The sequence below is a fragment of the Mesorhizobium sp. WSM4833 genome (assembly GCF_055811095.1).
The window spans coordinates 48,843-75,295 of the sequence record NZ_JBVVQG010000016.1 but is presented as its reverse complement, the minus strand read 5'-3'; the positions used below and the strand labels follow the sequence as shown (position 1 = coordinate 75,295).

Here is a 26,453-nt window from a genome sequence, read left to right as displayed (position 1 = left end):
CCTCAACCATCCCGATCCCGTTCGACCCTACTCGGCGTTCAAGACCTTTGGGCCGCCAGCTGCTTGTTCGGCGCGGCGCTGCCTTATCCAGTATTGCTCCCTCCCGCTCCGCGCCTCACGGCTACATGTTTCGAGCACTGCTACGCTGGTGACGATCTGCTGCTCATAGGCTTGGCGGAGAGCGTGATGGATACCACGGTAGTCGCGGTTGGGATTGCCGTGCCAGGGTAGGTCTTGCAGCATACGGCGGACGTTGTTCGGGTAGTGGGCTAGGCGGCGTTTCAGGCGGAGAGCCTTGCCTACATAGATGCCGACGCCCTCGATCCGCCATTCATAGATTCCCGGCAGATCGATGTCGAAGGCGGAGTCGATATCACGGCGATACCAACCCGACCTCAGGACCAACCGACCAGAGGTCATTCGTCGACCTCCAATTCTTGCTCGTTCCCCTCGTCTCGTGCAACCTTTCTCCCCTTCTCGTGCAGTCCCTGGCGGACTTCTTCAGCGTAGCGTTCAGCGTTGAGGGCGAGGAGACGGGAGAGGACGAGGTCGCGCTGGGCGGCAGGCCAGAAATAGCGGCCTTGGTAGGTGTGGTCATCCTCGGTTTCTTCGGTGAGGAACTCGGGCCTGAGCGTATCGGCGAGATCGTCCCAGCCATAGGAGCGGAGCACAGCGCGGTCCATTTCGTCGTGGAGTTCGCGCAAGCGATGGATGACCGGGTCGGTCTCGCTGTCCTTGTGGAAGCGGTTGTAGGTCTTGGTCATTCCACTATCGGCGGCGACCATCAGTTGGGCGCGGTAATCGTGGTAGGTTTGGCCGATGGCGTCTAGGATTGCGTCGCTTTTATAACCGGACGGTAACGGGAAAGTCTCAAAGCAATCGCTGGCGGTATAAACTAGTCGATCCTCTCTCGCCGCACCAAAGAATCGAGCCCAAACCTCATGGCACCGCGATTGCAGAATTGAATATGAAGCTCTCCCAGATAATGCAAATACATAATGCGGCGATGCAACATACGTCCTGCTGTCTATCTCTACAAAGGCAGAGTATTTTGTCGTATAAGGATGAACTATGAGCCTAGACATGACTGCCATGGACTTACGAAGACCTGGGCTATTCTCACCATAGAGCCACCAGTCACGCTTACGTTTTTCTCTGTTCTGCTTCATCCTTTCCGGGCGAACTTTTTCTTTGACGATACTAAATAGCCCACCCCACCGCATCGCCTCCGATTCTCGCCGCCCCTCGAAATCGATTATGAATCGGCTGCTGCTTACCGATGGGGTCTCCAAAATGTCCTCTCCACTCAGGAAGGGGTGTATTAGCGGCGCGCAAGTTGGATCTGCGGCGATTTGTTCGCGCATTTCTTCAATAGTAGAGCACCTAGGATCATCATCCGCAAACACGAAGCCCATACCAGAATTCTTAAATCCTGAGAACGCTACCCTGCCATTCGCTGCGAGACGTTTAGGGTGAGTATCTGGCCCAGAACCGAACAGATATGCCGTTATACGTTCGACTTGCTTGCCATCTAGGACAGCCTTCGAATTGAGGCCGCCGTGTTGAATGTGCAGTAGGCTAACATGCACGGCAGCTTCGCCTGGCCAAGGAAGTCTTCTAACCGCGCGAATGATTCGGCCGTTCGATAACAGTATGGGCAAAAGGCTCGCTTCTCGAGTATCTCCTCTCGCCAAGGTCCGTGTGGCGATTAGTCCGGCCACGCCACCGAACCGCAACAACGAGAATGCCCTTCGGAAGAAATAGGCCACCAAGTCTACCTGACCGGAGGCGCCTTCGTAACATAGGTGCAGCCAGCTGAGGTATGACTCAGAAAGGGCTCCCGAAATTGCCTTCCCGCCCAAGAAAGGGGGATTGCCCACGATCGCGTCGAACCCCGGATTGTCGCGCAGAAATACTTCCGGCAATTCGAGTTGCCAGTGGAATGGCTGCCAGCCCTGCTCGGCACGGAATTGGCGGGCTGCACGACGGACGGGCGACTGGTCCACGCCCATCGGCGCTGCGAGGATGCTTTCGATCTTCTGACGCTCCTGTTCGCGCGCCTTAACCTTGTCAGTCGAAAAAAACGCACCGATCACCGCATCGCCAATCTCACGTGTGGGCTCAAGCTGATCTTCGACCCGGTCGTGGCGGGACTGCTGCACGGAGCGGGTGACATCATCCGGCGCGGTGCGGATCGCCTCCCGCCCTTCGAACACTCGCTGTAGCCGGTCCTTGAGCAGCAGACGAATGTAAGGGAGGCTAGCCCTGTTCGTCACCCAATTAACTGCCTCGATCTGATGCGGCGTCAAACCGACTAAGCTATCTCCGGCCTTAATTGCATGATCGAGAAAAGTGAATTCATGCTCGCGGGCGAGCGTTGCGAGCCATAGCGACAAGCGCGCAAGATCAACTGCCATTGGGTTTCGGTCGACCCCATAGAGACAGCGCTGCGCCACCAGCCGGCGGGCATGGATTACCTCGTCCTCATCGGGCGGGATGGTTGGCTTCTCCGCCTTGTGCATGTCCCATGCCTGTTCGAGCCGCGCGCCAAGCTGGCGGCAGGCCTCCACGAGGAAGGCGCCCGAACCGCAGGCTGGGTCGAGCACCTTCAGCGACAGCACAGCCTCGGGTGAGGCATCCGCGCCGATGCGCTCGAAGGCCGGCTCCAGCGCGTGGCGCACGATCGGTTCTGTGAGGGAGCGCGGCGTATAGTGCGAGCCAGAACGGCGGCGCTCATCGGTCGGCTGCAGATAGGGCACACCCGAGCCGATCGGCGTCGCCCCGGGTGAAGCCCGCTCGTCCACGGCGTTGCCCAGCGCCTCAATCAACCCGTCGACATCGATCGCGGCCTTGACTGCGACGGCCTGTTTCGCCGAGAGCTTGATGGACTGGTCCTTGAGCCATTTCTGGCGTTCAGCGGGTTTCTGCGCCAATAGGGTTTCGAGGCCGATGAAGTTGGGGAGCTTCTTTTCGTCCTTAAGCGCGAGCATGCGCTCGGTGGCGCGCATTGTAGTAAAGCCCATCACAGTCTCGTAGACCGAGCCGATGCTTTCAACATCGAGGGCGCGGTAAGAAAGCCGCTCACGGACCTTTTGCCCATCCAGGCTGCGGCCCTCGACGGTCATCAACCCATGCAGGATGCGCAGGATTGTGCCGTCCGGCACCGGCAGCACTTCGGCTGCTTTCTTCGCTGAGCCCTGACCTCGGCCTTCAAGGAAGGCGAACTCATCCGGATCGAACAGCTTGCCGCCACGCCGCGCCACCCAGTCCGAATAGCCCTCATGGATGAGGCGGAACACGGCGAGCAACTGACCCCAGGCGCCACGCCGCTCGTCCATGGTGTCGGGGTTCAGCGCCTCGTCGTCGAGAAGGCGGGAGTAGAGTGTTTTGACCGAATAGCCCTGTTCCCAGAGCTCGCCGAGCCTATCCTCCTTGTGTGTGGGCAGGAGGTCACGGTCCTCGGCATAGAGCAGGAAGACCAGCCGCATCAGGCAGGTCAGCAGACCTTCGTAGAGATGGTGCGAATCGCTCGTAGCCAGCTCCTCGATGCGGCTTGGATCTGCGCGGTGGATGCCGCGCAGCAGTTCGTAGAGCGCCTCCAGCACCTGGCTCGAGAGCTTCTCGGAAACCTCGTTCTGCGCCTCGCGCGACAGCTTCAGCAGATGCCGCAACCGTGTTTCCTTTGGGCCGGTCCAGAAAGCATTTCGCCCTAGGCAGAGCTTGAGGCCGGCCAGCATCGGCCGGCCTTCAACTCGCGCCAGAGCCGCCAGCGGCCAAGTGATCCAGCCGGCCGTCTCGCCGCGTGGCGCGTGGATCAGCCGCAGTGTGTTGCGGGCGATGAGGATGCCGGTGCCGACGCCGGTCTCTCGCAACAACCGTTCAAGCCGCTGATGCGGGCTGGCCTCCCACTCATTTGCGCCGAACTCCCCGCGCGCGTCGGAATCGAGATCGGGATGAACCAGCACCAGAACCTGCGCCAGCATGTCGGCCTCACCATCACCATCGCGCCACAACAGCGCCATGTGAGGCTCCAGCAACGTGCCGTGCTCGGGCAGGATTCGCGACAACTCTGTCGGCATGGACGGTCCGTCCGGAGCCCCGGCGACATACCTTGCCGACCAGCCGAGGAGCTTGCCGAGAAAGCGCCACGGATCGCGAAGCACAAAGCCTCGATCATCCTCGCGCTCGGACTTCAGCGGCAGACCGAGGGCGTCAGCGGCCGCTTCTGTGTCGAGCGGCCCCTGCCGCAGCGGCGTCAGTCCACTGATACGCAGCACATTGGCGCCAAGGACTAGGCCCTCGGGTTGCAGATAGTTCAGCCACTGGCTGGTTTCGTCGAGATCGCCCAGTGCCAATTGTCGCCTCAGCTCGTTGTGGGCCAGAGATAGACCAGCCCGATCGGCTCGAGCTGGCGCGCCGCCACCGCATAGTTGTCGCGCACCTTCTGCGGCTCGGTATCGAGATCCGCCTGCAGCCGCAGCAGCTTGCCGTCCCAGGAGCGGCGGTCGGCCTCGAACTGTCTTAGTTCAAGCTCGGCCTGCTGCTTCTGCTCCTCGCTTTGATACAGATTGAAGGAAAGCTGTGCCGGTGGTTCGGCATCACGCATGCTTTCCCCCACACGTATGATCTGACGCTGCAGAAGGTCACGCAGGCCGACAGCCTCGCGCTCGCCATTGTCGGCTAGGTCCTTGATCGCCGCCGTTTCGGCAGAGGTGGCACGGCGTTCGAGATGTGGCCTGAGATCGGCGATGTCCGCATCCACCGACTGCTTGAGGCGCTGGACGATACCGTCACCAGGCGACCGCCCGGTGCGCAATGCCTCTTCGAGCTGAGCGATGGTGGTTGCCTCGCCTGTGTCACCGAAAGGTTCGAGCGGGACTTCCCGACGCACATCACGCCAGGCGGCTGTCACGGGGATGATTTCCTCGTGCAAGCGCCGCGCATCCGGCCCGAACAGCGACAGTCGACCGATCAGGACGACGCGCGGCTGAGCGCCCGCCCCAACGATTGCCGTCACGCGGCCGATCGAGGTCCGGAAACCCTGCGACGCGAAGCGCGAAATCAGCCTCTTCACAAGACGATGTTCGAGATGCAGCTGGATGATATCCTGCGGCTCGGGCTCGCCATCGGCAAGGACCGGTGGATCGAAGACCAACCCACGCACCGGTGTCTCCCGCCGCCACCTGGCGCGATCACGCTGGCGTGGTGGACGCCCCGGCCGCAGCTCGTCGAAGAGCGCTGCCCAGGTCGCATCCTTCGCGAAGGCTGGTGAGTCCGGATCGAGCGTGACCGCTTCAGGAACGGCGAAGTGTCCGGGCTCGAGCTTGGCGCCGTCGTCGGCCAGCGCGATCTCCACGATCCGCTTTACGTCAGCACCGGCGACGCCGACACGCTGGCGCGCATCTTCGAGGCGTCGCTGCAGCCAGTCCTGTTCTTCCTTCAGTCGCCCGATGCGCCGCTCTGACTCGTCGTCAAGATCGCGCTTTGCGGCGCCGACGCCATCGTCAGAGACGTTCTCGATCTCATCCACAAGATGGTCCACCTCACCCCGCGAGATGGGGCCTTCCGCGAGCCGCGTCTCGATCTTGAGTCTAAGAACCTCTCCGGCCGTGCCCAACTGCTTGCGGATGATCTCGGTCTTGCGGATCAAAGTATCCAGCACGCGATCTTCGACACGCTGCTTGTAGAGAAAATACCGGCAGCTCACCGCGGCCGCGGGTTGCAGCTTGCGGTCAATGCGGCCGTTCCGCTGTTCGAGCCGGGACGGATTCCAGGGCAGGTCGATGTGGATTAGATCGCGACATCGGGTTTGAAGGTTAAGACCCTCGCGCGCGGCATCGGTGCAGACGAGAATGCGGATCGGCGCCTTGTCGAAGGGCGCGTTGAAGCGCTGCTTGATGGCGTCGCGCTCATCGAGGGTGGTCCGGCCCGTGAAGCTGACAATTCGGCCCGCCAGTTCAATTCGACCGCGGCTGCGCTCACTCAGGCCGTCCTCGAGGCGTTCAACGACCCAACGGCGTGTATCGTCCCATTCCGTGAACAATATCAGCCTCCGATCCTTCCACGCGTGCTTCTCGTCGAGCATCTCCGCTTCGATCCAGTCAAGGAGCTTTTCGATCCGCTGATCAGGGGCATGCCGATGCGCCTCAGTGATCTTCAACATGGCTTCGACATGGGAGATCGCCGCGTTGAGATCGCCGAGCTCTCCACGCGCGTCGTGCGTAATCAGTTCGATGAGATCGTCGCTTTCGTTGACGTCCTCGGCTGCATCATCGGCACTCGCCAGCTTCTCCTGCCGACGCTGGAGCGTCCGCAAGTGCGTTCTCAGCGTGCGATCGAAGGCGATGATCGAGGAGAACAGTCGCTGTTGCAGGTTGGCGAACAGGAATCTCGCCCGGCTCCCGCCCATATTGCCCGACCGGTAGGCATCCAGCATGACGGCCAGCTTCAACTCTGGCGCGTCGGACGGCAGCCCATCAATGACAATCGGGGCGACCAAGCGCTCAGGAAACTTGTGCCCCAGCCGGCGCAAGTCTTCCTTCAGCCGGCGCACCATGACGGGCTCGAGCTCTTTGGCACTCACCTCGATCCCGCGGGTGAAACGCTGCGGGTCCAGGATATCCAGCAGCGTCGAGAAGGAGTTGGAATGGCCGTTATGCGGCGTCGCCGACAGGAACAGCCGGTGCTCGAACGGCGCCGCAATCTCTCTCACGGCGCGCGTCAACTGCGACTCGGTCGCCCACGCGATCCCGCCGGCCGGAGCGGCATGGTGCGCCTCGTCCAGGATGAACATCGAACGCGCCCGATATGAGCCGAGGACATCGCGCAAGCCGCTCATGTAGGTCTCATCCGCCAGCACACTGTGCGAGACGATGAACCGAGATCCGATGCTCCATGGATTGGCCGAAAACCCACGGCGCCGGCGGCTCTCGAGCAGGTATTCACGGTCGACGATGGTGAAGTCGAGGCCAAACTTTTGTGACAGCTCGTCCTGCCATTGTGATTGCATCGATGCTGGCGCTGCGACCACAACGAAGCTCAGCCGTCGGCGCAACATCAGCTCGCGCACGATCAATCCTGCCTCGATCGTCTTGCCGAGGCCAACATCGTCGGCGATCAACAGATTGACGCGAGGAAGTTCGAGCGCCTTCGCCAAGGGAAGCAACTGATATTGTTCGAGCCGGATGCCAGACCGGAATGGGGCTTGAAACAGCCTGCGGTCGGCGGAAGTCGCCGTGCGCCACTCCGTAGCTCTCAGATGGGCGCCGAGGCGACGGGGGCTCTCGAATGTATTCTTTAGTAGGTTCGACCAATCCGATGTATCGACCGCCTCCAGATCGAGCTCGGCCTTGACCGCGACGCGCAGTCCATCGCCTTGTGAGTCGTCCTCCACCGACACCAGATCTAGCGTCGGCACAGGCCCGCCCTCGGCAAGCGATTCAACGATCCATGTCGTCGATCGGGCTCGAACAAAATCACCCGGCCGAAGTATCAATCTGTCTGCCAAAGAAGAATCCCCCGAATCATGATGAAGCGTTTTGTCGAGCCAGGTCAACTCCGATGGCCCGTCATACCATGAGTAAACCCAGGCCGCAGGGAATCGCCGTGGCGACTGGCCCCCCTCCGTCGTCTATTGGCCTCGTCCGCCCGTCGCTACGCTATGTTGCTTGCTCCCGTATCAAGACCGGCACGTCCTTATACTCCAGCCAGCGGTTGAGCAGCCCTCGAGACTTGAGGCTGAGTTCCTTAGGGATAGGTTTACTAGCGGGCGACGCCGCCGCCACATGTTGCCTGAAATCTGGTTTGCGCCGACTGTCCCAGCCAATCATCTGCATGCTTTACAGCCAGCAAGCAGTGTGTATTCGTGGGATCTTTTATGGACTATTGAATTGGCGCAATTGGATGCAAGCAAGCGATGGCTTCCCGACAGACGCGCATACTCATTCTTTGCAAGACCTATCCTTCGCCGAGCGGCAAGCACGTCGAAACATGCTGCGTCGCCGGCATAGAACGAGAAGGGGGGCTTATTCGGCTATTTCCAGTTCCGTTTCGACTTGTGAGCGACGACAAGCAGTTCAAGAAATGGCAGTGGATCGCGGCCCGGATCGAGAAAGCCCCAGGCGATCATCGTCCTGAAAGCCACAAGATTTTCGTTGATACTATACAGTGCATGGGAAACCCGCTCCCGACAAAGCAAGGGTGGCGGGCGAGGAGATCACTACTTGCCAATATACCAACGTTCAGCGATTTCGCGATGCTCGAAGCAGCTCGCGCCTCGGAGTATATTACACTGGGACTTCTTCGACCGTCGAGAGTGATCGGCCTTGATATTACAGCCTGTGAGAGGCCCGATTGGACACGAGAAGAGAAGGACAAGCTAATTCAGTATGAGCGGCAAGGCGGACTGTTCGATGAGGCTGACGCCAAACGCATCGCGACCCTCAAGAAAGTCCCTTTCGAGTTCCACTATCGCTATTTGTGCGCGATCGACGGTGAAAATCGCGAGTATCGGCATAAGATAGCCGATTGGGAAGCTGGCGCGCTCTACTGGACCTGCCGTCACCGCTATCGGGATGCTTGGGAGGTTCCGTTTCGAGCCAAACTTGAGGTCGCTTTGCCAAATGCTGACCTTAGCTTCTTGATGGGCACGATCCACAGATTTCCGAACCAGTGGCTTATCGTAAGCCTAATTTACCCGCCTAAGCTGCCGATTGAAAACTGGCGTCAAGGATCTCTTTTTTATCCGTTAGGTGAGTAATGCTGAGTCTGCCGATGGCGGCGGCCGCGCGCGCGACGAAGGTTCTATGACAGCGATTGAAATCGGCTTCAAAACAAATCAGGCACGACGTCGAGCCTTTGGCGAGCTTCACAATCTCTGTTATTGCCTCCGTCTGCTCCTTGCTGTGCGCAAGAAATCCACGCGTGTAAGCCGTCCAGTCACCGTCTTGCTTATAACGGTCGCGGACAGGTTTGGGGCATCCCAGGGCCGGGACGTGAGTGTAAGCGATACCAGCGTCGCCTAGCGCGATAGAAAGACTGCCTTTCGAGAAGCCGCGTTTGCGCGACAGGGGATTTGCCCGAACATCGAGCACAGTCTCAACACCGGCCTCCTTGAGTCGTTCGATGAAGGTATCCAGCGACAAACCTTCGTAGCCGAAGGTGAAAATGCGGTTCGACATGATCGATCCCCCGTGTCCCGTATAGAATCTGCGCCGTCGTCCGGAAAGAAAGGATTAACTCTGTCCGGCGGCGCGATCGACCCGTCGTGCCCTAAATCCATTGATTCTCGTAGATCGTCCGTCGCAAGGTCCGAATTGCATCTCTCGCCTTGCCCTCCAACTCATGCTCGTATTTTTCCGGCCGTTCAAGAATATCCTGGTCCTGCTCGGTGGTGGACACATGAACTCACCGATTTCGGTAGCTCCGAAGAGCATGAATGTCGCGCTTAAGCGGTTCCGAAATTGAAGATCGCTCGATCAGTTCATACAAGGTCGCTCGCCGATCTCCCGCGTATTCCGAGCGCAGATATGTCTCGATGCCCGCCATGGCCGTGATGACGGTTGCGAGGTTAGCGTCGGCGACGAAAGCGATATCAGCTTCCCGAACGATGAACGAACACCACTCCGATAACGTGGCTCCACCTTTTAGGAGTTCCTCATCCAAATTCGCGATGAAGGCCAAACGCTGCTCCTCGTTCATCTTGTTCCTTGCATAATCAGATTTGGCGGGCGAGCGTTAGCACTTCTAGGCGGTTGGGCCCAGCGTCCACCCGCAACATCAATCGCTGTTGCGCAATCTCGCGTATGTATCTGTTCCGATCGTCTTTGCGAATCCTCGGGCGAACCGAAAGTCGTTAACGGGCGAAATTACAAATCTCTTTGCCATAAAGACCTGCCCTGAATTCTCACTCTCGACCATCTCCGCGTTAAACACGATAGGCGACAAACACCCGTCCAACCCTTCGATCTTTTTCCAGAACCGGCGCTCATGACAGAACATGATAATGTCCGGAGCGAGTGGGTAAACGGCATAACTGCCCTCGGTCACAAAACCGATTTTGAGCCACTTGGCGTTATCCTTTGTCCTGAAAGCAACAGGATTATCGGATGTCATGAACGGTGTTCCTGCGGGGTTCCTTGCGAATATCCAAATTGCCTCACTGATATGATTCGCAATACTTTCAAACACACCGCGATCCCACATGAGATCGGTGTGCATATTTGTCCTGTCGTGATCGGAGAGCGGTTCATCGGGATGGTCATCATCATACATTGCAGAAATGATATCTCTGGTGTCTGCGGTCCTCAGGAATTGGACGGCCATGAACTGTGACACGATCTCCCGGTTAGTTTTTGGAATTGGGATCTGTTGACCCGGTTCAACATCGCGTAACCGCTGGAGCCATTCGTCCGTGATCAAGGACATTTGGCCTTCCATTTCCGACAGCTGCTTTTCCATCGTGAAAGCGTCGTGTCCAAGCTTCTCGAATTTATGCAGCCGATAAAAGTCAGATTCTACTGCGATCGATCCCGACATCGATGCGAAGACGCGATCCGTTTTCTTGTCCCAAACCCAGAGCCGACCGGCACTGTCTGCAAACCGCCTTTGGTGGAATTGGGGCACATAGTGATGACGCCTTGGATCGTTCATGCTCGCGATTGCTCCGTCTTCATTGAGTCCTCGTTTTCGGGCAGGGACGTTCACGGCTTTCTATCGTAAATTTCGCGCTTGGACGTCTTCTGTGTAGGCAGAATGTTGTCTGACATTGGCTATGCGCCGCCATCGGTGGCGCCGGCGCCCTCCTCGTCAGGGCATGAGGCACCGGCAAATACGCATTGGCGATCAGCCAGTCCGCGACGATGGTCTTGATGAGCTCGGCTTCGAAGTCCCCATCTCCTCCGCGATGCCTGTGATCGACCCGTTGACCGCAGACCGAGCGTGACACAGGTGATATTGCGGAGCACCAGGGCCGCACGCCTACGCTTGATCTGAAGATTCGCGCGTGAGACATTGGCGATCCGGTTCGCAGCACTCTCAAGTTCAGCAGCAACGCTCAAACGGGGCATCTAACATTTCCTCCTCACAGAAAGCGTTCGCCTTCAGCGCGGTGTTCGAAGCAAAACCAGTGCGGCGCCCTGCTGTGGCTTGGCGAAGCCCCAGTCGGAATTCTTGATGAATCCGAAGTGTTCGCATAAGCGCGCAACGAGGTGGCTGGCGATAAATTCAAGCTGCCCAAGCGAGATCAAGGTGCCGTCGCCGCGAGATACTTGCTCAACGGCCGGGCCGCGCTTGTCATAGTTCAACCATAACCCCGGCCCGCCGTATAGGGCCAGAGTTTCCTTCCACATCAATATGAGGCTGCCCAAAAAAACGCTAAGGACGTCGCCCCACCGCCTTTTTGCTAGGCTCGCGAATGCACCGCGGATAGGTATTTATCCTTGGCCTGCCGGGCTTTGGCAGACGGCAGCAGCAGAACCCGCTGCAGTATGTTCGTAGGTTAGAATTTGGTATCAGGATCGGGACCACTTTCTGATCTGGCCGCTCTATTAACAACGATCCGACCGTTGATCTCGCGGCAGACCGGGCTGTTCGGCACCATTCCTGTAAGATGAGCTGTGTTTACCTAGCTCGAAAAACGCCATTTTTGACCGGATGAGGGTAACTCCGTGGAAACATGGGGTAATTCCCGTCTTAAACCTGGTATGAGAGTATACAGAGCCGGTTTACGTCGACGGAAACCAGTGGCGTCCGCCAGGGGCAGGTAGGCCCCGCTTCAGGGGTCCGGGTTGGACACCGGCGGCAACCTCCTACCTCATCAGGTCATCCCATTGAGAGCGGTGGACCCGGAGAAAAAAGTATCTGCGGCGACACGAGGCATCCCCATCTGGGGACAGAAAAAACCCTAGGACTTCGATGGTTCCCCAGGAGGGAGGCCGCTGGGGATGAAATGTGATTGGTTCCTGGCCGATCTGCACGAGCGGCAGGCATCCCCGTCTCCATCGATCCCTGCTCCCAGCATGAAGTGACAGTGCTTCCACCATAGCCCTGTTGTGATGCGGCCGATCCCAACACAGAGTTCGTATCAGCGTCTGCAGTCAACTACGCAGAATCCTGGCTAAGGGCTTTCCCGATAGCCCAGCCGGTGTTGCGACATCCAGCATCTTTCATGACCATAAGCACACCAACGCGGCCGGATGCGACATCCCTATCTCCCGCAATCGAACCCCATTCTTGAATCGCTATAGCTCAGTCAGAAGCAATGATGCTTCTACTGAGAAAGGATGCGCAAATGTTTGGGATTGAACCTGGATCGAGGAGCGATCTCGCCCTCTTCATCGAGAAGTGCGCCAGCGCCACTGGCCGGACGCACCTCGAGATCGCGCTGGCAGCAGGATACTCTAGCGCCAACATCATCCAAGCTTTCGTAACAGACCAGGCCAAAGTGCCGCTCGACCGCGTTCCTGCCTTCGCAGAGGCGTTAGGATGCAACGCTATTGAGCTCTTCGAACTCACTCTCGAACGGCACTTCAACCAAGAGATATGTCATCGTCTACGCGCGCTCTTTTTCAGAGACACGACGGAAAACGAGCGGGCTTGGCTCCTCGCTGTGAAGGAGGCGTCAGAGGAGAGAGATCCCCCTCTCGATGAAACACGTGCCGGACGCTTGAAAGCCATGTTTGAGTAGGTTCCGCATGCAAAATTCTGGGCCTTCCGTTCCACCAGGCCAGCAGCCTGGTGGGGGTCGGACCGCTCTCCAGATGCGACCGAACAGCAGAGGAGCGGCACTTTCTCTGCTTTCCAATTTCCAGTTCGCTATATCCGATCTCAGAAGGGATCGCGGAGCCGAGGAGCCACGTGGAAGAGCACGAAATTTCTATGATAGCCGCCAATGACGACCATCACACATCGCTTCAATATCGAGCGTTAGAGGTCTCGACTTGCCAGTCGCGGTTCGACGGTCGCCGGCCCCTCTATCCTGTTCTCGACCTTCGACTGTTCACTTGCCGGGCTGTAGTCGATTGGGTCGACATTAGCATCGAAACGCTCGAGCCAACTCAAGCTCTCTGGATAAATCGCTTGATCAAGGACGCGATCGATACTTCTTGCCATGTAACTCGCCAACCCAACCATTCGTTCACAATAAGATTCCAGGAACCAAATTTCAGATTGGTTCGTCGAGCCGTCGACGTTGTGAAACGGCGCTCCGGTCTCGCCGCAGACGCCATGATCGTCGGCCTAGAAGTGAGCGTTGATTTCACTCCCAAGACCCCTGGGAACGTGGTTCTTCGACGGCAGCTCGTAGGTGTGCTTTGGCGCCATCTGTTGCCGAACCGACAGTTGTTCGAACGCGGCGCGGACATGCCTAGATTCACATGGGGCAACGAACAGGGACCAATTAGCGCCGGCATCCATCCGAGACGTAGGAACGGTCCTCCGATCCCCCATCTACTTTTAGCTAACGGTGACGATTATCGGCCTTTCGCCGACGCGACAGTCTATTTCGGCGAAAGGAACGCACCTCCTTCTTGGCGCTTAATGGACAAGATCCTCGATCGACAGAACCCTGAAAACGGTTCGAGACTGGAACTTCCTGAGCATGAGAAGCGCGTTCGTGTCGAAGTCACGTTGAATTCGAATCAGCTCGGCGGAATTGGTATTCGAAGGATAGACGACCTCGGCAAATTCAATTTTTGTTCGTTTGCATCGGATCACTTTCGGTTCGTGGTTCCAACGTTTGTCGATCCAGACGCAGTAACCGGATGTCGGCGAAAGGCCCTGCTCGGTGGGTGGGAACGGGAGCGAATCAGAAAATTCGTGAATGCTGGTGTTGTCGGCCTAGAAGCTATGGACAGGCAATGGGAAATCTTGCGAGCAAGGAACCGTCCGGCGATCCTCAAAGACATGGCGACGCGTGGCCTGCGTCTGGAACGCAGAAGGACGGGGACAGGGAAGACGCGCACGTTTGTGGCGTTCGCCGAATTGAACAAGCGTATTGAGGTCGCTTTTCGGAAACTGACGGAACGGACACTTACGCAGCTTAACTAGAGGAGGTTCGTGTGTGGTTCCTGGGCATGATGGTCGAGATATTACTCTCAGCCCTCACCCAATAGGCAAGTTATTAGATCGCTTTTCCCATCCTCGCCGGAATCCGCTGAAAGTAAGTAAATGTTGACTGAGCATTCGAGGCCTCTTGGTGGGAAAAAGTTGCCATCGCGACTGGTCGTTGGACCACCGCAGCCTGCCCAGCACAAGTCCGGATCGCCCATTCAGTCCTTCGGACTGGCGGCCCTTTGAACTGACTTCGGCACACGCAATCTCACCCGCGACGCTGCGCCTCTGGACGTGTCCACAACGAATGGACGCTTGAGCGCAACAAGCAGATCCTTCAGCCGAGTATGGCCGTATGTTCGGGTATCGAAATCAGTTGTCCTGCGTTCAAGCTCGGCTTCCAGCAAATCAATCGGAACCCAATCACCAGGCTGTTTGATCAGACTGGCGATGGCGGATTTAATGATGGACTGGGCATCGCCGACGGCCCGCATTGGCTTCAAGTTTGAATTTTCACCGTCATTGAGCGGGCCGAACCTGAGGTTCTCAAGGTAGAAAAAGCGACTGCATGCTTGCTTTAGCCGTTCGGGGGCTTTTCCGCTGCCAAAAATGTAGCAATCGAGATTCTGTTCTCGAATGCGTATTGCAAGGCTGGCGAAATCGCTGTCGCTCGAAACGATACCAAACCCATCGTAGGCACCGCTATGCAGCAGATCCATGGCATCAATGACCAAGGCGATGTCGGCACCATTCTTGCCCATACCGGAAAAGCCTAGATGGCGCGGCACGACTGCGTGGCGAACAAACGTGTCCGCCCATGCCTCGCCCCGAGATCCTGTAAAATCGCCGTAGGCTCGCCTCACCACTAACTGGCCGTATTTGCTTATCTCCGCGACAACTCGGCCGACCATCCTTGCTGGAGCATTGTCCGCATCGACCAGGAGGACAAGACGCCTAGACGGACGATCAGGGATCGCCACGAGGCCGTTTAGGGCGAGTTCGGATCCTGTGTCGGGCTGAATCATGGTCGATCTAATGGATAGCTGGGAAATTTCTCGATCGCAGCTTTTCTGGCTGCAATGGTTACGTCTCCGTATTTGTCGCCTGCTGTCTTTCCTGCGTGACCTTGGATAGCATCAAGGATACGATCAGAAACTCCTTGTTCCCGCCCAATGGTTTTGAACCGATGTCGCCACCCGTGGTTCGGGCTCACGCCAGCGGGGATAACATTGAGGGATTGAAGCCATTGACTTACTCTGCCTGCAACGGTTCGGGCCGCCTTAATTCCCTCCTTCCCGCCGGAGTGGAACAGCGGCCCTTCCGGAGCCGCCTCGACAAAGCTCATGAAACCCATCTCAATCAACTGAGCGTGTAAAGGCACATCCCTGTAGCCGCCGGCCTTCACCGTTCCGGCAGCAGGGGTGATGCGCATGACCGGCGTATCGCCTTCCCAGCGGAAGTCTTGTTTTCGAAGCTGAGTAATCTCGGCAATCCGCGCACCGGTGAAGGCGCACAAGATGGGTGACCATCGCTTTGCGGCTGTCGTTTGAGGCGCTTCCGTGGTGCGGGGATTGTCAGTCCGGGCAGGAACGTAGTCCCGGGCTTTCCGCAGGATCGCGACCGCTTCTGGCAGCGTAAAGCCCTGTTCGCGATCAAGCGACTTTTTCGGCACTTCTTGCCTGACCTTCTCGGCTACGTTCGCTTCCAGGCGATCGTTTGCAACCGCCCATGCCAAGACAGTGCGCACAGACGCCAGGTAAACATCCCCGACTGTCTTAGCGCTTAACGTCTTGAGCCGTGCGTCGCGCCAATCGAGTAGGTTTTGCTTTGTGAGGCGCCTAGCGTCATTGTGTCGAATGAACGTGGCGAGGTCCGCAAAAACAGGCGTCCAGCGCCGGGCGGCCTCCTTGCCCTTTCCGACTTGGTTTCGTGCGGCGACGTAGTCCGTGAGCAGCCCCTTCAGTGATATGGGCGGCAGTTCTTCTACTACCGGTTCTGTATCGAGCAGTAGCGGGTGGGTCGGCTTACCGGAGAAGTCGCCTTCGTTGCGCTCATCCTGTCGCAACAGAGCCTCATAGGTCGATGCGCACAGGCCTTGGGCGATGCTCCGCCATTCCGAAGTGCCTATGGCCGCATCATGATGTCCTCGCGCACGAAACTTTTCTACGCGCCACCCGACCAGTTCCGATAGTTCGTCATCCGAAAGCCGGCCAGCAAAACCGTCGCGAAATTTCTGAGCCTCCTCACGGTCAACTTCAATGAGCGCGTAGTTCCGATTCTCCGAGCGGAGCTCGGTGTCGAACTCGACTTGCGATAGATAATCCCGGGTTGCAATTTGCGAAACCGTCAGCGGGTATCTAAATACCTCTGGACGCCTTCCTGTGGTTTCCGCAGCCGCACGTTCCGCAACAGCGATACGATGCTGAAGCTCGGCAACAGCCCCTGGAAGCCTAGACAAAGCAATTCGACGATCCGCCCCAAGAGGGGTGCGTAACTCCGTCTTGGCACCGATGAACGGACGGAGCCCGCTCGGAATTACAAGCCGAGCGTAGTAGCGACCTTCGCGGAAGAGGAGATATCGATCGCGTCCAGCCAAAGCGTGTCGAACCATTTTGTTACGAGTTTTGTAACAGAATAATGGCCGCAAAGCCATTCAAGTCAAGGGGTTCAACAATTTCAACGGGATAGGCTGGTGCTGCGAGAGAGGATTGAACTCTCGACCTCTCCCTTACCAAGGGAGTGCTCTACCACTGAGCTACCGCAGCCGCTGATGGCGGGGCTTCTGCCATATCGAACCGGCAAGCGCAAGGCCAAGTGCAACGCTTCTGTGAAAGGCTTTGCCGGATGGCTTTTAATGACATGGCAGTGCCACAATGTTGGCTATCCCTGAACAGCAAGCTGGTGGGTCGCCGGCGGGGATGGGGCGATGGACGACAAGACAATTCCAGTGAAAAAGGATGGTCCACCGAAAAGCAGCGCAACAATCCGCAAGGATCGGCTCGCCGAGCAATTGCGCGCCAATCTGCAGAAGCGCAAGGCGCAGTCGCGCTCGCGGCGGACCGGCGAGGCCGACCTGCGCCCGGACGGGCTCGCTGCATCGAAGAAAATACAAAAAGATTAACTCAAATAGGTCACTCTTGGCCTGGGGTGGGCGAAATCCTATTTCTTGAACCAGATTGGCCAATGGTCTAGACGGGCCGCTACTCAAACGATTGAACCGGCCCTTTTTTGGCCGAGAGGGACGTTCTTCCATGGATCGCATCAGAATTGTCGGAGGCAACAAGCTCTCCGGAAGCATTCCGATCTCGGGCGCGAAAAACGCGGCGCTGCCTTTGATGATCGCCTCGCTTTTGACCGACGACACGCTGACGCTGGAAAACGTGCCGCATCTGGCCGATGTCGAGCAGCTGATCCGCATCCTGGGCAACCACGGCGTCGATTATTCGGTCAATGGCCGCCGCGAGAAGCAGAATGAGGGCTATTCGCGCACCATCAACTTCTCCGCCCGCAACATCGTCGACACCACAGCGCCCTACGAGCTGGTGTCGAAGATGCGCGCCTCGTTCTGGGTGATCGGCCCGCTGCTGGCGCGCATGGGCGAAGCAAAAGTGTCGCTGCCGGGCGGTTGCGCCATCGGCACGCGGCCGGTCGATCTGTTCCTCGAGGGCCTCCAGGCGCTGGGCGCTGATATCGACGTCGACACCGGCTATGTCATCGCCAAGACCCGGAATGGCCGCCTTGTCGGCAACCGCTATATCTTCCCGAAGGTCTCGGTCGGCGCCACCCATGTGCTGATGATGGCCGCGGCACTCGCCAAGGGCGAGACGGTGCTGGAAAATGCCGCCTGCGAGCCCGAGATCGTCAATCTGGCCGAGTGCCTCAACGCCATGGGCGCGAAGATTTCCGGCGCCGGCACGCCAACCATTGCCATCGACGGCGTCGAATCGCTCTCCGGTGCGCGCGTGCGCGTCATTCCCGACCGCATCGAGACCGGCACCTATGCGATGGCCGTCGCCATGACCGGCGGCGACGTCGTGCTCGAAGGCGCGCGTGCGGACCTGCTGCAGACCGCACTGGACGTGATCGCCCAGACGGGTGCGGAGATCACGCCGACCAATTCCGGCATCCGGGTGAGGCGCAACGGCGCCGGCATTTCGCCGGTCGACGTGACGACAGCACCCTTCCCGGCCTTCCCGACCGATTTGCAGGCGCAGTTCATGGGCCTGATGACCATGGCCAAGGGTAAGTCGCGCATCACCGAGACGATCTTCGAGAACCGCTTCATGCATGTGCAGGAACTGGCGCGGCTCGGCGCTCACATCACGCTTTCGGGCCAGACGGCGATCGTCGACGGCGTGCCGAAACTGAAGGGCGCGCCGGTCATGGCGACCGATCTTCGCGCCTCTGTCTCGCTGGTCATCGCCGGCCTGGCGGCGGAAGGCGAGACCACGGTCAACCGCGTCTACCACCTCGATCGCGGCTTCGAGCGGCTGGAAGAAAAGCTGTCCAACTGCGGCGCGGTGATCGAACGGATTTCGGCGTAGCCCGCGACCTCGGCTCCTCTCTAGCAGCGCAGGAGATTGGCGAAATCCTTCGCGGCAGCGTCCTTCTCCCCGTCACTATCCGGGGAGAAGTGCCCGGCAGGGCGATGAGGAGCAGCGCAGAGCTGCAGCTGTTGGTGCGGTTGCACCGATCGCCAAGACCGCCTAACAGAAGGCTGAACAATCAACCTTCAGGTGCGAAATCCGTATGACCGCCCTTAAGCTTATCGCGCTCGACGACCAGGATCTGAGCATCGTTTCGGCTCATGTCCAGGATGCCGTGCTGAAAGTCAGCGACCTCGAATTCCTCCCCGCGGCCAAGCGTTTCCTGCTGACCATGAACCGTTTCGTCTGGGAGGCAAAATCCGGCCTGTTTCGCCAGCATAATGAGCGACGGCAGGCCGTGCTGCATTTCGACCGCGTGCTCGGGGCCAAGACCAGCGGTATTGACCGCGACAAGCCTGCCGAAGTCCTGTCGCTGCTGGCGATCAGCTTCATTGAGATCAGCAAGCCGGCCGGCATCGTCGAGCTGATCTTCTCGGGCGGCGGTGCGATCATGCTCGACGTCGAGTGCATCGAGGCCCGTCTTGCCGACATCGGCGGGGCGTGGGAAGCCACCTCGCGCCCCATCCACAAGGCCTGAGCGTCCGATGGCCATCACGCTTCGTCAGTCCGATGCCGATTTCGAGCAACGTTTCGCCGCCTTCCTCACGACCAAGCGGGAGGTCTCCGCCGATGTCGATGCCGCGGTGCGCGACATCATCGCGCGCGTGCGCGCCGAGGGCGACGCGGCACTGATCGACTATACGCGGAAATTCGATCGCGCCGATTTGACCGGCCTCGGCATTGCCGTGTCTAAGGAAGACATCGCAACCGCCTACGAAACGGCCGACCCAAAGACGATCGAGGCGCTGGAGTTCGCGCGCGACCGCATCCGCTCGCATCATGAACGGCAGCGGCCGAAGGACGATCGCTATACGGATGCCGCCGGCGTCGAGCTCGGCTGGCGTTGGACGGCGATCGAGGCCGTCGGGCTCTATGTGCCGGGCGGTACGGCGAGCTATCCGAGCTCGGTGCTGATGAACGCCGTGCCGGCCAGAGTGGCCGGCGTCGAGCGCATCGTCATGGTCGTGCCGGCGCCGGGCGGCATCATCAATCCGCTGGTGCTGGTGGCAGCGGACATATCAGGCGTGTCCGAAATCTACCGCGTCGGCGGCGCGCAGGCGATCGCCGCCCTCGCCTATGGCACCGAGACAATCCGGCCGGTCGCCAAGATCGTCGGCCCGGGCAATGCCTATGTCGCGGCAGCCAAGCGCCAGGTTTTCGGCACCGTCGGCATCGACATGATCGCCGGGCCGTCGGAAGTGCTTGTCGTGGCCGACGGCAGCAACGATCCGAACTGGATCGCTGCCGACCTGCTGGCCCAGGCCGAACACGACGCTTCGGCACAGTCGATCCTGGTCACCGACGATCCGGCTTTCGGCATCGCGGTCGAACAGGCGGTCGAGCGCCAGTTGCAGAGCCTGCCACGCGCTGAAACGGCAGCGGCGAGCTGGCGCGATTTTGGTGCCGTGATCCAGGTGTCGACCATCGACGCCGCGCTGCCGCTGGTCGATCGCATCGCCGCCGAACATGTCGAACTGGCCATCGACGACGCCGAGGGCTTCCTGTCGCGGATGCGCAATGCCGGTGCGGTCTTTCTCGGCCACCACACGCCGGAAGCCATCGGCGACTATGTCGGCGGCTCCAACCATGTGCTGCCGACGGCGCGCTCGGCGCGTTTCTCGTCCGGCCTGTCCGTGCTCGATTTCGTCAAGCGCACGTCGATCCTCAAGCTTGGACCGGAGCAGTTGCGTATCTTGGCGCCGGCGGCGATTGCGCTGGCCAAGGCGGAGGGTCTTGACGCGCATGGACGCTCCGTCGCCATACGGTTGAACATGTAGGCGGCGATGTCTGGCCCCGATCAAACCCGCGCCAGGCTGATCGATGTCGAACTCGATGAATCGATCGGCCGGTCAACGCCGGATGTCGAGCATGAACGTGCAGTGGCGATCTTCGACCTGATCGAGGAGAACAGTTTCCAGCCCGTCAATGACAGCGGCGACGGCCCTTACCGGCTGAAACTGTCGCTGGCCGAGCAGCGCCTGGTGTTTGCCGTGGCGCGCGAGGATGGCACCGCCGTCGTCACCCATATCCTGTCGCTGACGCCGCTCCGGCGCATCGTCAAGGATTACTACATGATCTGCGAAAGCTACTACGACGCCATCCGCTCCTCGACGCCGAGCCATATCGAGGCGATCGACATGGGCCGCCGCGGCCTGCACAATGAAGGTTCGCAGACGCTGATGGACCGGCTGTCCGGCAAGATCGACATCGACTTCGATACGGCGCGCCGGCTGTTCACGCTGGTCTGCGTGCTGCACTGGCGGGGCTAGCCCTGTCGCCCGGCGCCCTGCCCCGTTCGATCCTGTTCCTGTGCGGCATGAATGCCGTGCGCTCGCCAATGGCGGAGCAACTGGCGCGACGGATGCTGCCCGCCACCGTCTTTGTCGCTTCGGCCGGCGTTCGCGCCGGCGAGCGCGATCCGTTCGTCGATGCGGTGCTGGCCGAAGAAGATCTCACGCTGGGCGAGCGCCACCCAAGGACGATGGACGATCTCGAGGACGACTATTTCGACCTCATCGTCACGCTGGCACCCGAAGCGCACCACGCCGCACTCGAACTCACCCGCTCGCTCGCCGTCGAGGTCGAATATTGGCCGACGCCGGACCCGACCGACGCCGGTGGCACGCGCGAACAGATCATGGCAGCGTACCGGGACGTCCGCGAGCGGCTGAAGGTGCGCATAGGCCGACGTTTCTTGCTTCCAGAGGCAAAAAACGCGACGGATTAAGCGTGTTCACAAGCGGACGATTATCATATAGGTTCCGCCGAAATTCCGGCCAGGGTGCTGGAACTACCATCCAAGCAAAGGTATCGAATGCCGAAGGAAGAAGTCCTCGAGTTTCCGGGTGTCGTGACGGAATTGTTGCCGAACGCGATGTTCCGGGTAAAGCTCGAAAACGAACACGAAATCATCGCCCATACGGCCGGCCGCATGCGCAAGAACCGCATCCGCGTGCTGACCGGCGACAAGGTTCTGGTCGAGATGACGCCATACGACCTGACCAAGGGCCGCATCACCTATCGTTTCAAGTAAGCAAAGCCCGACTGGTCCGCGATGAGCATTTTGCAGAAGCTGGTGCTTGCCTCGGGTTCGCCGCGCCGAATCGAGCTCTTGCAGCAGGCCGGGATCGAGCCGGACCGCGTGCTGCCGGCCGATATCGACGAAACGCCGCTGCGTGCCGAGCATCCACGCTCGCTGGCCAAGCGCCTGTCGAAGGAAAAGGCCGAGAAGGCGTTCGCCTCACTGAAGACCGAAGCCGACTATGCGCCGGGTTTCGTGCTGGCCGCCGACACGGTGGTTGCCGTCGGGCGGCGCATCCTGCCCAAGGCAGAAACCCTCGACGACGCTGCCAACTGTCTCGGGCTGTTGTCGGGCCGTTCGCATCGGGTCTATTCCGGCATCTGCCTTATCACCCCGGGTGGCAAGCTGCGCCAGCGCCTGGTCGAGACGCGGGTGCGTTTCAAGCGGCTGCCGCGCGAAGAGATCGACGCCTATATCGCCTCGGGCGAATGGCGCGGCAAGGCGGGCGGCTACGCCGTCCAGGGCCTCGCCGGCGCCTTCGTCGTCAAGCTGGTCGGCTCCTACACCAACATCGTCGGGCTGCCGCTCTATGAGACCATCGCGCTGCTGAGCGGCGAAGGCTTCAAGGTGCATGGCGGCTGGCTGGCGGGAACCCGGCTGTGAATTCCGATCCCAAAGTCACGCCCTTGCGCCCAAAGCGCCCCTGTCCCGAATGCGGCAAGCCCTCGGCGCGCGACAGCTTTCCGTTCTGCTCGACGCGCTGCAAGGACATCGACCTCAACCGCTGGCTGAAGGGCGCCTATGTCATCAAGGCCCGCGATGACGAGGAAGAGACGGATCCCGACGCTCCGAAATGAGGTCGTCAGGCGGCCTCGGTCTTGCGCGCCACCCGCGCCCAGCCCGGCAGCCAGTCGCCGTGAGCGGCCAAGAGATCATCGACCAGTGACCAGATCTGGTCGAGATCGAGTTCGGCCGCGGTGTGCGGATCCATCATCGCCGCGTGGTAGATGTGCTCGCGGTTCTCGGTCATCAGAGCCCGCACCGTTAGTTCCTGCACGTTGATGTTGGTGCGGATCAGCGCGGTCAATTGCGGCGGCAGGTCGCCTATATAGGTCGGCTGGATGCCGGAGGCATCGACCAGGCACGGCACTTCGGCGGCGCAATCCCGAGGCAGCGAGGTGATGCAGCCATTGTTGCGGACATTGCCGTAGATCACCGACGGCTCGCCGGTCCAGACCGAATTCATGATCGAGGAGGCATATTCCCGGGACTGCTCTACCTCGATGCGATCGGCCGAGCGATAGGCTTCAGCCTGCCCCTTCCAGCGCTCGATCTGCTCGATGCAGCTATTTCTCTGCTATCGCCCAGGTGTTGATCGCCATCGGGTTGACATATTGCAGCATGATCGCATCGGGGCAGACGGCGAGCATGTCTTCGCACACCTTCCACAGATGCGGCACGGTCCTTAAGCCCCGCATGATGCCGCCGACGCCGAGCGTGTCGGCGATCGTCTGGCGCAGGCCGTATTTCTTCGGCACCTCGAAGTCAGTGACGGTGCAGGGCTCGTAGCCCCCGATCTGGAAGGCGACGACGACGAAATCCGCGCCGGCCAGCGCCTTGCGCTGATCCGAATGGGTCTCGGTCTTCGCCTTGACGCCAAGCGTCGCGATCAGCTTGTTGACGACAATGGCGCTCTCTTCCAGCCGCTGCGGATTGATGTCCATCAGCGCGATCGTCGCGCCGGACAGCGACGGGCGCTGCAGCACGTCGCCGACAATGTTCTTCATGAACACCGTCGAGCCGGCGCCGATGAACGTGATCTTGGGATTTCTTGCCATGCTAACCTCCGGCATATGTTCAGGCCACATCGAAAGCGGCCCTGACGAGCCGTTCGGTGTAAGCGGTCTTGGGATTGGACAGGATGTCGTCGACGGGGCCCTGCTCGACGATCTTGCCGTTCTGCATGACGATCACGCGATGGCACAGCGCACGCACCACCTTGAGGTCGTGCGAGATGAAGAGGTAGCTGAGGCCGCGCTCGTCCTGCAGCTTGCGCAGGAGGTCGATGATCTGCGCCTGGACGGAGAGGTCCAGCGCCGATGTCGGCTCGTCGAGCAGGATGAATTCTGGTTCAAGCGCTATGGCGCGGGCGATCGCAATGCGCTGCCGCTGGCCACCAGAGAATTCGTGCGGAAACCGCGACAGTATATCGCCCGGCATGCCGGCGCTGACCAGCGCGTCGCGCACCCGTTCGACCCGCTCGCGCCGCGTCGCCCCTATGCTGTTGACGATCAGCCCTTCCTCGATGATCTGGCCGATCGTCATGCGCGGGTTGAGCGAGGAGAACGGATCCTGGAAGACGATCTGCATGCGCGAGCGCAACGGCCGCATCTCGGCCCGCGACAGGCCGTGGATCGGCTTGCCGTCGAAACGGATCTCGCCGCGCTTGGCGTCGATCAACCGGAGCAGGGCCTGGCCGAAGGTGGTCTTGCCGGAGCCGGACTCGCCGACCAGCCCCAGCGTCTCATGACGACAGAGTTTCAGGCTGAGATCGTCGACGGCGACCAATTCGCGCCAGTCGGGTTTCAGAAAGGTGCCGTGGCGCAGCATGAATGAGACGCGCACGCCGCTGGCCTCGAGAATGGTGCCACAGCCCTCCGGCAGCGGCTTCGGCTGCCCGTGCGGCTCTGAAGCCAGCAGCCGCCTCGTATAGGGATGCCGCGGATCGCCGAACAGCCGTTCGGTGACGTTGTGCTCGCACATTTCGCCATGCTGCATGACATAGACGTAGTCGGAGAACTGGCGCACCACGGTGAGGTCGTGGGTGATCAGGATCACCGCCATGCGCAGCTCTTTCTGCAGGCTGCGGATCAGGTTCAGGATCTGCGCCTGGACGGTGACATCGAGCGCCGTGGTCGGCTCATCGGCGATCAGCACGTCGGGATTGTTGGCCAGCGCCATGGCGATCATCACCCGCTGGCGTTGCCCGCCCGAGAGCTGATGCGGGTATTGTCTGAGCCGCGCGGCAGGATCGGGAATCTGCACGTGCTGCAGAAGTTCGAGCGCTCGCGCCCAAGCCTGTTTGCGGCTGACCTTACGATGCACCCGGATCGCCTCGACGATCTGGCTGCCGACCGTATAGATCGGGTTGAGCGAACTCATCGGCTCCTGGAAGATCATCGAGATGCGGTTGCCGCGCAGCTTGCGCCGGGCGCTCTCGGGAAATTTCAGGATGTTTTGCCCGTCATAGCAGACGCTCGAGCCGGGGGACACGGTGGCGCGCCGCGAGAGCAGGCCCATGACGGTACGCGCCGTCACCGACTTGCCCGAACCGGATTCGCCGACGATGGCGATCGTCTCGCCGCGATAGAGCTGGAACGAGATATCCTTGACCGCGTCGACGACGCCATGCTCGACCTTGAAGGCCACGGCGACGTTGCGGGCATCGATGATCGGCTGGTCCTGGCGTCCGCCATGGTCGTGACGGACGATCGGTGCGAAGGATTCGGCGAGCGCGACGGACATCTGTGCCACCTCAATAAGGGTCGACGGCGTCACGCAGGCCGTCGCCCAGCGCGTTGAAGGCAAAGACGGTGACCAGCACGAAACCGACCGGCGACAGGATCCAGGGATAGGTGCCGATGACGGAATAGGTCGCGGTGTCCTGCAGCATCAGGCCCCACGAGATCAGCGGCGGCTTGACGGCGAAGCCAAGGAAACCGAGGAAGGATTCGAGCAGCACCACGGTCGGGATCGCCAGCGTCACGGCGACGATCACATGGCTCATCACATTGGGGAAGATGTGCTGCATGATGATGCGCCGGTCGGTGGCGCCGACCGCCATGGCGGCGCGCACATACTCGATCCGCGCCAACGCCAGCGTCTTGCCGCGAACCTCGCGCGACATCTGCGCCCAGCCCAAGGCCGACATGACGATGATGACGAAAGCGAGGAAGACGTTGGTGGGAGCGGTGACCGGGATCAGCGTCGTCAGCGCCAGATAGAGCGGCAGTTGCGGGAAGGCGAGCACCAGTTCGACGAAGCGCTGCATCCAGACATCGAACCTGCCGCCGAAATAGCCGGAAACCATGCCGACGGTGGTGCCGATGACGGTGATGATGAAGACGACCGTCAGGGCGATCATCAGCGAGACGCGCGAGCCGTGGATGGCGCGCGACAGCACGTCACGGCCGAACTTGTCGGTGCCCAGGAAATGCACCGGCTGGCCGTCCAGCGAGCCGAACAGATGCCGGTCCGCCGGCAGCAGCCCAAACAGCTTGTAGGGCGCGCCATGCACGAAGAAACCGAGCAGCCTAGGATGATCATAGTCGGGGCCGACGACGGGCTGGAAAGTGACCGGATCGAGGTCCGCCGAATCGGCCAGCGCATAGACCCTCGGCCGTGCGGTGAAACCGCCGTCTCTGTCATGGAAGCTTGGCACCTGCGGCGGAGCGAAGCCGACATCCGTGACCTTCGGGTCCATTGGCGCGATGAATTCGGCGAATACGGCCATCACCAGCAGCAGCACGACGAGCCAGAGCCCGGCCATGCCGGTCCAGGAGCGCTTCAGCCGGCGCCAGACAAGCGCCATGTAGCTTTCGTTGCCATGCGCCGGTTTGGCGACGATGGGCCCTTCGGCAGGCAGCGGTGGAGGGGATGGATCGCGCGCCAGCATC

The 26,453-nt window shown here is 60.1% G+C and carries 23 protein-coding genes, 1 tRNA gene and 1 pseudogene; 12 read left to right on the top strand and 13 right to left on the bottom strand.

What is annotated here, in order from left to right; translation table 11 throughout:
• Positions 1-27 precede the first annotated feature (27 nt).
• The 3 genes from AC0L2D_RS26380 to drmD are packed head-to-tail and all read right to left on the bottom strand — an operon-like array spanning position 28 to position 7,555.
• Positions 28-420: a GIY-YIG nuclease family protein gene (locus AC0L2D_RS26380; protein WP_473543113.1), complete on the bottom strand. Its 393-nt coding sequence runs from the start codon at positions 418-420 to the stop codon at positions 28-30.
• Positions 417-4,355: an Eco57I restriction-modification methylase domain-containing protein gene (locus tag AC0L2D_RS26375; RefSeq protein WP_473543111.1), complete on the bottom strand. Its 3,939-nt coding sequence runs from the start codon at positions 4,353-4,355 to the stop codon at positions 417-419. Before AC0L2D_RS26375 ends, AC0L2D_RS26380 begins: the two co-directional genes overlap by 4 nt.
• 8 nt (positions 4,356-4,363) lie before the next feature.
• The gene (drmD, locus tag AC0L2D_RS26370) at positions 4,364-7,555 is read right to left on the bottom strand and encodes a DISARM system SNF2-like helicase DrmD (RefSeq protein ID WP_473543109.1); all 3,192 of its coding nucleotides are present in this window, start codon (positions 7,553-7,555) and stop codon (positions 4,364-4,366) included.
• 360 nt (positions 7,556-7,915) lie between these two features.
• Between drmD and AC0L2D_RS26365 the strand changes: the two genes are divergently transcribed.
• Positions 7,916-8,758 carry a hypothetical protein gene (locus AC0L2D_RS26365; protein WP_473543107.1) on the top strand — a complete coding sequence of 281 codons (843 nt, stop codon included), beginning with the start codon at positions 7,916-7,918 and terminating at the stop codon, positions 8,756-8,758.
• On the opposite strand, the gene AC0L2D_RS26360 is transcribed toward AC0L2D_RS26365, so the two are convergent.
• The 4 genes from AC0L2D_RS26360 to AC0L2D_RS26345 all read right to left on the bottom strand — a co-directional run bounded on the left by AC0L2D_RS26360 (position 8,700) and on the right by AC0L2D_RS26345 (position 11,303).
• A complete protein-coding gene (locus tag AC0L2D_RS26360; protein ID WP_473543105.1) occupies positions 8,700-9,179 on the bottom strand; it encodes a DUF488 domain-containing protein in 480 nt (159 codons plus the stop codon). The two genes, AC0L2D_RS26365 and AC0L2D_RS26360, sit on opposite strands and share 59 nt — an antisense overlap.
• A 226-nt stretch (positions 9,180-9,405) precedes the next feature.
• A complete protein-coding gene (locus AC0L2D_RS26355) occupies positions 9,406-9,699 on the bottom strand; it encodes a hypothetical protein (RefSeq protein ID WP_473543103.1) in 294 nt (97 codons plus the stop codon).
• A gap of 78 nt (positions 9,700-9,777) precedes the next feature.
• The gene (locus tag AC0L2D_RS26350) at positions 9,778-10,650 is read right to left on the bottom strand and encodes a DUF4238 domain-containing protein (protein WP_473543101.1); all 873 of its coding nucleotides are present in this window, start codon (positions 10,648-10,650) and stop codon (positions 9,778-9,780) included.
• A 449-nt stretch (positions 10,651-11,099) separates the two neighbouring features.
• The gene (locus AC0L2D_RS26345) at positions 11,100-11,303 is read right to left on the bottom strand and encodes a hypothetical protein (protein ID WP_473543099.1); all 204 of its coding nucleotides are present in this window, start codon (positions 11,301-11,303) and stop codon (positions 11,100-11,102) included.
• A 986-nt stretch (positions 11,304-12,289) separates the two neighbouring features.
• Between AC0L2D_RS26345 and AC0L2D_RS26340 the strand changes: the two genes are divergently transcribed.
• Positions 12,290-12,685, top strand: a complete 396-nt coding sequence (locus AC0L2D_RS26340) for a hypothetical protein (RefSeq protein ID WP_473543098.1) — start codon at positions 12,290-12,292, stop codon at positions 12,683-12,685.
• Positions 12,686-13,077: 392 nt separating this feature from the next.
• Positions 13,078-14,046 carry a hypothetical protein gene (locus AC0L2D_RS26335; RefSeq protein ID WP_473543096.1) on the top strand — a complete coding sequence of 323 codons (969 nt, stop codon included), beginning with the start codon at positions 13,078-13,080 and terminating at the stop codon, positions 14,044-14,046.
• A 221-nt stretch (positions 14,047-14,267) separates the two neighbouring features.
• Here AC0L2D_RS26335 and AC0L2D_RS26330 read toward each other — a convergent pair whose 3' ends face one another.
• The 3 genes from AC0L2D_RS26330 to AC0L2D_RS26320 all read right to left on the bottom strand — a co-directional run bounded on the left by AC0L2D_RS26330 (position 14,268) and on the right by AC0L2D_RS26320 (position 16,814).
• Positions 14,268-15,074, bottom strand: a complete 807-nt coding sequence (locus AC0L2D_RS26330; RefSeq protein WP_473543094.1) for an NYN domain-containing protein — start codon at positions 15,072-15,074, stop codon at positions 14,268-14,270.
• Entirely contained in the window at positions 15,071-16,702 is a 1,632-nt protein-coding gene (locus AC0L2D_RS26325) for a site-specific integrase (protein WP_473543092.1), read from the bottom strand. The genes AC0L2D_RS26330 and AC0L2D_RS26325 overlap by 4 nt, the downstream gene beginning before the upstream one ends.
• A gap of 37 nt (positions 16,703-16,739) precedes the next feature.
• Positions 16,740-16,814, bottom strand: a tRNA-Thr gene (locus AC0L2D_RS26320).
• A gap of 161 nt (positions 16,815-16,975) precedes the next feature.
• Here AC0L2D_RS26320 and AC0L2D_RS26315 point away from each other — a divergent pair.
• From AC0L2D_RS26315 to yacG, 9 genes are all read left to right on the top strand, one after another.
• A complete protein-coding gene (locus tag AC0L2D_RS26315; RefSeq protein WP_013530202.1) occupies positions 16,976-17,170 on the top strand; it encodes a hypothetical protein in 195 nt (64 codons plus the stop codon).
• Between the two features lie 130 nt (positions 17,171-17,300).
• Complete coding sequence (murA, locus tag AC0L2D_RS26310; RefSeq protein WP_013530201.1) at positions 17,301-18,593, top strand: UDP-N-acetylglucosamine 1-carboxyvinyltransferase; 1,293 nt, start codon at positions 17,301-17,303, stop codon at positions 18,591-18,593.
• 205 nt (positions 18,594-18,798) lie between these two features.
• Positions 18,799-19,233 carry a DUF2948 family protein gene (locus AC0L2D_RS26305; protein ID WP_013530200.1) on the top strand — a complete coding sequence of 145 codons (435 nt, stop codon included), beginning with the start codon at positions 18,799-18,801 and terminating at the stop codon, positions 19,231-19,233.
• 7 nt (positions 19,234-19,240) lie between these two features.
• The gene (gene hisD / locus AC0L2D_RS26300) at positions 19,241-20,533 is read left to right on the top strand and encodes a histidinol dehydrogenase (protein WP_473543089.1); all 1,293 of its coding nucleotides are present in this window, start codon (positions 19,241-19,243) and stop codon (positions 20,531-20,533) included.
• A gap of 6 nt (positions 20,534-20,539) precedes the next feature.
• Positions 20,540-21,025, top strand: coding sequence for a UPF0262 family protein (locus tag AC0L2D_RS26295; protein WP_013530198.1), 486 nt, complete (start codon positions 20,540-20,542; stop codon positions 21,023-21,025).
• Entirely contained in the window at positions 21,013-21,483 is a 471-nt protein-coding gene (locus AC0L2D_RS26290) for an arsenate-mycothiol transferase ArsC (RefSeq protein WP_013530197.1), read from the top strand. The genes AC0L2D_RS26295 and AC0L2D_RS26290 overlap by 13 nt, the downstream gene beginning before the upstream one ends.
• 87 nt (positions 21,484-21,570) lie before the next feature.
• Positions 21,571-21,789, top strand: a complete 219-nt coding sequence (gene infA / locus AC0L2D_RS26285) for a translation initiation factor IF-1 (protein WP_006200926.1) — start codon at positions 21,571-21,573, stop codon at positions 21,787-21,789.
• Positions 21,790-21,810: 21 nt separating this feature from the next.
• Entirely contained in the window at positions 21,811-22,440 is a 630-nt protein-coding gene (locus tag AC0L2D_RS26280) for a Maf-like protein (protein ID WP_013530196.1), read from the top strand.
• Complete coding sequence (gene yacG / locus AC0L2D_RS26275) at positions 22,437-22,634, top strand: DNA gyrase inhibitor YacG (protein WP_013530195.1); 198 nt, start codon at positions 22,437-22,439, stop codon at positions 22,632-22,634. The genes AC0L2D_RS26280 and yacG overlap by 4 nt, the downstream gene beginning before the upstream one ends.
• A 5-nt stretch (positions 22,635-22,639) precedes the next feature.
• Here yacG and AC0L2D_RS26270 read toward each other — a convergent pair.
• From AC0L2D_RS26270 to AC0L2D_RS26260, 3 genes and pseudogenes are all read right to left on the bottom strand, one after another.
• A pseudogene (locus tag AC0L2D_RS26270) lies at positions 22,640-23,615 on the bottom strand (family 4 glycosyl hydrolase).
• Positions 23,616-23,634: 19 nt separating this feature from the next.
• On the bottom strand, positions 23,635-25,302 hold the full coding sequence (locus tag AC0L2D_RS26265; RefSeq protein WP_473543087.1) for an ABC transporter ATP-binding protein: 1,668 nt from the start codon (positions 25,300-25,302) through the stop codon (positions 23,635-23,637).
• Between the two features lie 10 nt (positions 25,303-25,312).
• On the bottom strand, positions 25,313-26,452 hold the full coding sequence (locus AC0L2D_RS26260) for an ABC transporter permease (RefSeq protein ID WP_024504776.1): 1,140 nt from the start codon (positions 26,450-26,452) through the stop codon (positions 25,313-25,315).
• Position 26,453 lies beyond the last annotated feature (1 nt).

Bases quoted from the DNA above. Each gene is read 5' to 3' on its own strand.
- AC0L2D_RS26380 (WP_473543113.1), bottom strand. From the start codon at position 420: ATGACCTCTGGTCGGTTGGTCCTGAGGTCGGGTTGGTATCGCCGTGAT.
- AC0L2D_RS26365 (WP_473543107.1), top strand. From the start codon at position 7,916: ATGGCTTCCCGACAGACGCGCATACTCATTCTTTGCAAGACCTATCCT.
- AC0L2D_RS26360 (WP_473543105.1), bottom strand. From the start codon at position 9,179: ATGTCGAACCGCATTTTCACCTTCGGCTACGAAGGTTTGTCGCTGGAT.
- AC0L2D_RS26355 (WP_473543103.1), bottom strand. From the start codon at position 9,699: ATGAACGAGGAGCAGCGTTTGGCCTTCATCGCGAATTTGGATGAGGAA.
- AC0L2D_RS26350 (WP_473543101.1), bottom strand. From the start codon at position 10,650: ATGAACGATCCAAGGCGTCATCACTATGTGCCCCAATTCCACCAAAGG.
- AC0L2D_RS26340 (WP_473543098.1), top strand. From the start codon at position 12,290: ATGTTTGGGATTGAACCTGGATCGAGGAGCGATCTCGCCCTCTTCATC.
- AC0L2D_RS26330 (WP_473543094.1), bottom strand. From the start codon at position 15,074: ATGATTCAGCCCGACACAGGATCCGAACTCGCCCTAAACGGCCTCGTG.
- AC0L2D_RS26325 (WP_473543092.1), bottom strand. From the start codon at position 16,702: ATGGCTTTGCGGCCATTATTCTGTTACAAAACTCGTAACAAAATGGTT.
- AC0L2D_RS26315 (WP_013530202.1), top strand. From the start codon at position 16,976: ATGGACGACAAGACAATTCCAGTGAAAAAGGATGGTCCACCGAAAAGC.
- murA (WP_013530201.1), top strand. From the start codon at position 17,301: ATGGATCGCATCAGAATTGTCGGAGGCAACAAGCTCTCCGGAAGCATT.
- AC0L2D_RS26305 (WP_013530200.1), top strand. From the start codon at position 18,799: ATGACCGCCCTTAAGCTTATCGCGCTCGACGACCAGGATCTGAGCATC.
- hisD (WP_473543089.1), top strand. From the start codon at position 19,241: ATGGCCATCACGCTTCGTCAGTCCGATGCCGATTTCGAGCAACGTTTC.
- AC0L2D_RS26295 (WP_013530198.1), top strand. From the start codon at position 20,540: ATGTCTGGCCCCGATCAAACCCGCGCCAGGCTGATCGATGTCGAACTC.
- infA (WP_006200926.1), top strand. From the start codon at position 21,571: ATGCCGAAGGAAGAAGTCCTCGAGTTTCCGGGTGTCGTGACGGAATTG.
- AC0L2D_RS26280 (WP_013530196.1), top strand. From the start codon at position 21,811: ATGAGCATTTTGCAGAAGCTGGTGCTTGCCTCGGGTTCGCCGCGCCGA.
- AC0L2D_RS26265 (WP_473543087.1), bottom strand. From the start codon at position 25,302: ATGTCCGTCGCGCTCGCCGAATCCTTCGCACCGATCGTCCGTCACGAC.
- AC0L2D_RS26260 (WP_024504776.1), bottom strand. From the start codon at position 26,452: ATGCTGGCGCGCGATCCATCCCCTCCACCGCTGCCTGCCGAAGGGCCC.